The organism is Streptomyces sp. NPDC057136, assembly GCF_042670885.1.
Lineage (GTDB): Bacteria > Actinomycetota > Actinomycetes > Streptomycetales > Streptomycetaceae > Streptomyces.
Genome location: NZ_JBHUUV010000086.1, coordinates 1 through 5,798, shown reverse-complemented (window position 1 = coordinate 5,798; position 5,798 = coordinate 1). Strand labels below are relative to the sequence as shown.

General features: G+C 69.2%; 1 protein-coding gene. It reads left to right on the top strand.

Translation table 11 applies throughout. The features are described 5' to 3' along the window. On the top strand, positions 1-5,798 hold a 5,798-nt coding region (locus tag ACFT7S_RS38485), incomplete at both ends, for an amino acid adenylation domain-containing protein (protein ID WP_382741175.1).

The window sequence follows — 5,798 nt, the reverse complement described above, 5'->3', positions numbered from 1 at the left end:
GAGTACATGGTGCCGTCGCTGTTCGTGGAGCTGGCGGCGCTGCCGCTGACTCCGAACGGGAAGATCAACCGGGCCGCTCTTCCGGAACCGGAGGGGATGCGCGGCGAGTTGGAGGCCGGCTTTGTCGCTCCGGCCACGGTGTCGGAGGAGTTGCTGGCTGGTATCTGGGCGCAGGTGCTGGGAGTGGACCGTGTCGGTGCCACCGACGGGTTCTTCGACTTGGGCGGACACTCTCTGCTTGCAGCGCAGGTGATCTCCCGTATCCGGGAGGCGTTCGGGGTGGAGGTGGCGCTGTCGGCGCTCTTCGACCGGCCGACGGTACGAGGCCTGGCAACGACGATCGAGACCTCTGCAGGGGATGCCGCGCCGCCGATGAGGGCCGTGGAGAGGGATCAGCCGTTGCCTCTGTCGTTCGCGCAGCAGCGGCTCTGGTTCCTGGACCAGTTGGAGCCGGGCTCGACCGAGTACAACATGTCGACCCGTCTGCGGCTGACCGGCGGCGTCGACCTCGCTGCCCTGGGCGCCGCTCTGGATGCGATGGTCGCCCGTCACGAGGTTCTGCGGACCCGCCTGGTGGCGGGTGCGGACGGCGTGGCGTACCAGGTCATCGACCCGCCGGCGCCCATGCCCTTCCCGGTTCTCGACCTCTCCGGGACCGTGAACCCGCAGGACGCCGCCGACCGGCTCGTCGCGCAGATCAGCCTGGCCCCGTTCGATCTGGCGAACGGCCCGCTGATCCGCGCCACACTGATCCGACTGGGAGACGACGAGCACGTACTCGCCGTGCTGATGCATCACGTGGTGTCCGACGAGTGGTCGGACCGCATCCTTCGGCGTGAACTCCTTGCGCTGTACGAGGCGTTCCGCGCAGGCGAGCCGAATCCGCTGCCGCCGCTCACGTTCCAGTACGCCGATGTTGCGGCCTGGCAGCGGCAGTGGCTGACCGGCAACGTACTGGACGGCCAATTGGGCTACTGGCAGGGCGTGTTGGCGGACGTGCCGACGCTTGAGCTGCCGACCGACCGGCCGCGTCCGGCGGTGCGCTCCACCGACGGTGCGGTGTCCCGATTCACTGTTCCGGCCGAGACGGCGGAGGCGCTGCGCGCACTGTCCCGTGAGCACGGCACGACGATGTTCATGACGCTCCTCGCGGCGTTCGACATTCTCATGGGCCGCTATGGCGGCACCGATGACGTCGCGGTCGGAACACCGGTGGCGAACCGGAACCGGGCCGAGACCGAGGACCTGATCGGGTTCTTCGTCAACACGCTCGTGCTGCGCACGGACCTGTCCGGCGATCCCACGTTCAGCGAGGTCCTGCGCCGCGTACGGGAGACTGCACTCGGTGCGTACGGGCATCAGGACCTGCCGTTCGAGCAGCTGGTGGACGAACTCGTCACGGAGCGGGACCGGTCCCGTACCCCCCTCTTCCAGACCCTGTTCAGTTATGTGGCCGAGGAGCCCGCCGGATCCGCTACGCGCCGCACAGGTGCCGGACCCGACGGCGAGCCGGTTGCGACAGCCGCCACGGATTCGCCCGCCGGCCCGGAATTCGTCCCGGAGTCACTTCCGGTGAAGTTCGACCTGGTGGTCACCTTGGGCGAGGGCGAGAGCGACGGTGGCCTTGCTGGAGAGATCCAGTACTGCACCGCACTGTTCGACGCCACGACCGTGGAGCGGATGACCGGGCATCTGGTCACGCTCCTGGAGGCCGTCGCCGCCGACGACGTGGACCGGCGGATCGGCGAGCTGCCGCTCCTGACCGCACCCGAGCGCGAGCAGCTGCTGCAGGAGTGGACAGACAACGCGGCGCCCCTGCCTCCGGTGAGCGGTATGCACGAGCTGATCGCTCAGCGGGCCTTCGCGACGCCGGACGCGGTGGCTGTCGTGTCGGGCGAACAGATCGTCACCTACGGCGAGTTGATGGCGCACGCCAACCGCCTCGCCCACCATCTGCGCGACGTCGGCGTGGGAGCCGAGTGCGCTGTGGCCCTCTGCCTGGAGCGCGGCCCGGACATGGTCGCCGCGGTCCTCGCGGTCTGGCAGGCGGGTGCGGCCTATGTGCCGCTCGACCCCGGTTACCCGGCCGACCGCCTGGAGTTCATGCTCGCCGACAGTGGCGCCACGGTCCTGGTCGGCCACCGTCGAGTCGCGGCCGACTTGGCCGCCGGCGGCACACTGGACACCGTGGTGTGGCTGGACGATCCTGCCACCCGCACGGCCCTCGCGACACGGCCGGCCACGTCACCTGACGTACCGGTCCACCCCCAGCAACTCGCGTACGTCATCTACACCTCGGGTTCCACCGGTCGCCCCAAGGGTGTGCAGATCACCCACCGGGGTGTCGTGAACCGTGTGTCGTGGATGCAGGACCAGCACCAGCTGACCGCAGCGGATCGCGTGCTCCACAAGACGCCGCTCACGTTCGACGCCTCGGTGTGGGAGCTCCTCTGGCCGCTGTCGAAGGGTGCCGAGCTGGTCCTCGCCGCGCCGGGGCGCCAGGGCGATCTGGACTACCTGGTGGAACTCATCGAGTCCCGGCGGATCACGGTGGTGCAGTTCGTCCCGTCGCTGTTCAAGCTGTTCGTGTCCCACACATGGCCGTCGTCCCTGCCCGGGCTGCGTGCGGTGTTCTGCGGGGGTGAGGCGCTGGCTGCCGCCGATGTGGCCCGCTTCTACGCGAGGAACTCCACTGCGGTCGTGGCGAACCTGTACGGCCCGACCGAGAACACCATCGACGCGGCGAGCACCGTGTGCCCGCGTACGGACGGTACGGCGGACTGGTCGCCCGGCGGCCTCGTTCCGATCGGCCTGCCGCTGACGAACGTACGGCTGCTGGTCCTGGACGAGCGGCTGAACCCGGTGCCGGTCGGTGTCGCGGGTGAGCTGTACATCGCGGGCGCGGGCCTCGCCCGGGCATACGGGGACCGGCCCGCGCTTACCGCGGAACGGTTCGTGGCCGACCCGTTCGCGGGTGACGGATCCCGGGCCTACCGCTCCGGCGACCAGGTGCGCTGGCGCGCCGACGGGCGCCTCGAGTTCCTCGGCCGTATCGACCAGCAGGTCAAGGTCCACGGCTTCCGTATCGAACCGGGCGAGATCGAGGAGGTGCTCGCCGGCCATCCCCGTGTGCGGTCCGCGGTCGTAACCGCCTGGGGCGAGGGCGAGGACCGCCGTCTGGCGGCCTACCTGGTCCCGGCCGACCAGGCCGAGGGAATCCCCGCGGTCGCCGATCTGCGTGAACACCTGCGGAGCCGCGTCCCCGAGTTCATGGTCCCGTCGGTCTTCGTCGAGCTGGCCGACCTGCCCCTGGCCCCCAACGGCAAGCTGAACCGGGCCGCACTGCCGGAACCGGAGATCAACCGCCCTGAAGCGGATACTTTCGTCGCGCCCTCCGGTGCCGTGGAAGAGCTGCTCGTGGGGATCTGGAACCGCGTCCTGGGAATCGACCGGGTCGGCGCAGAGGACAACTTCTTCGAGCTGGGGGGGCATTCGCTCCTCGCCACCCAGGTGATCTCCCGGATTCGGAACGTCCTGGGTGCCGAGATCCCGCTTTCCGCGCTCTTCGACCACCCGACGGTGCGTGGCCTGGCGGAAGCGGTCGCGGGGTCGGCCGAACGGACCGACCTCCACCCGGTGACGCCCGTCGACCGGGACCAGGTACTGCCGCTGTCGTTCGCCCAGCAGCGGCTGTGGTTCCTGGACCGACTGGAGCCCGGATCGCTGGAGTACAACCTGCCGATGCGGGTGCGGATGGGCAGCGACCTGGACATTGCCGCCCTTCAGACGGCTCTGACCGCGATCGTGACGCGGCACGAGGTGCTACGGACCCGTCTGGTCGCGGGTGCGGACGGCGTGCCGCACCAGGTGATAGCCCCGCCGTCGCCCTTTGCCCTGCCGATGATCGACGTCTCCGCCGAGGGCGCCCCGTTCCTCGTGGCCGAGAAGCTGGTCGCGGCGGACGAGGCGACGCCGTTCGACCTGTCCGGCGGCTCGCTGATCCGCGCCATGCTGATCCGGGTGGCAGCCGACGAGCACGTCCTGGCGCTGTCGATGCACCACGTGGTCTCCGACGAATGGTCGACGCGGATCTTCCAGCGCGAACTGATGTACCTGTACGACGTGTTGCGCGGTGGCGGAGTACCGTCCCTGCCGCCCCTGGCCGTCCAGTACGCGGACTTCGCGATCTGGCAGCGGCAGCGGCTGACCGGCGAGGTGCTCGACGGACAACGGGCCTACTGGAGGGAGCAGTTGACCGGAGCCCCGACTCTGGAACTGCCCACGGACCGGCCGCGACCCGCGATGTGGTCACCGGTCGGTGCGACGACGCGGTTCGAGGTCCCGGAACGGACGATGGGTGCGCTGCGGGCGCTGTCCCGCGAGCACGGCACGACGATGTTCATGACGCTGCTGGCCGCGTTCAACGTGCTGCTGGGCCGGTATGCGAGTTCGGAGGACGTGGTGGTGGGCACACCCGTCGCGAACCGGAACCGCGCCGAGACCGAGGACCTGATCGGGTTCTTCGTCAATACGCTGGTGCTGCGAACCGACCTGTCCGGTGACCCCTCGTTCGCCGAACTCCTGGGCCGTGTACGGAAGGTGGCGCTGGCCGCGTACGCGCATCAGGACCTGCCGTTCGAGCAACTGGTGGACGAACTCGTCACGGAGCGGGACAGGTCGCGCAGCCCGTTGTTCCAGGTGCTGTTCAACTACTTCACCGAGGACGGCCGGCCCGCAGACGACGTCGCCGGCGACGACTCCCTCGACCCCGAGTCGTTCATGGACGACACCGGAAACAGCATGACCAACCGGTTCGACCTGCGCCTGGTGCTGACGGACGGCGGGGGTGCGCTGTCCGGTGCGATCGAGTACAGCGCCGCGCTGTTTGACCCGGGCACGATGGAGAGGATGGCGGGACATCTCGTTGCGCTCCTCGACACCCTCACCATGGACGCGGGCCGATCCCTCGGCGAACTGCCCGTACTGACCGAGGCCGAACATGACCAAGTGGTGCACGAGTGGAATGCGACGGCTGAGCCGTTGCCTGTGGTGGGTGGTGTGCATGAGCTGGTCGCCGAGCGAGCGGCCGCGTCCCCGGGTGCGGTGGCGGTGGTGTGCGGTGACGATTCCGTCGATTACGGGGAGTTGATGGCACGGTCGAACCGTCTGGCGCACTATCTGCGTGGGGTGGGGGTGGGCTCGGAGTCGGTGGTGGCGCTGTGTCTGCCCCGAGGTGTGGGCATGGTGGTGGCCATGCTTGCTGTATGGCAGGCGGGTGGGGCGTATCTGCCGCTGGATCCCGAGTATCCCGTGGAGCGGCTGGGGTTCATGTTGGGGGACAGCCGGGCGACGGTACTGGTGGGCACCGAGGAGTTGGTGGACGAACTGCCGGTGGGCCGTTTGCGGACGGTGGTCGTGGACGACTCAGCAGTCGTGCGCGCCCTGGCGGAACTGCCGTCGACGGCGCCTGAAGTCACGGCCACCCCAGACCAGTTGGCGTATGTGATCTATACGTCGGGTTCGACGGGGCGGCCGAAGGGTGTGCAGGTCGCGCACGGTGGTGTGGTGAACCTTGCGCTGGCGCAGGCCCAGGTGTTTGGGGTGGGTGCGGGTGATGGGGTGTTGCAGTTCGCTCCGTTCGGCTTCGACGCTGCGGTTTCCGAGGTTGCGGTGACGTTGGCGGCGGGTGGCAGGTTGGTCGTAGCGACGGGGGAGGAGCGGGGTGAGCCTCGGGCGCTTGCCGCGTTGGTGCGGGAGCGGGAGGTGCGGGTCGCGACGTTGCCGCCGTCGCTCCTGGC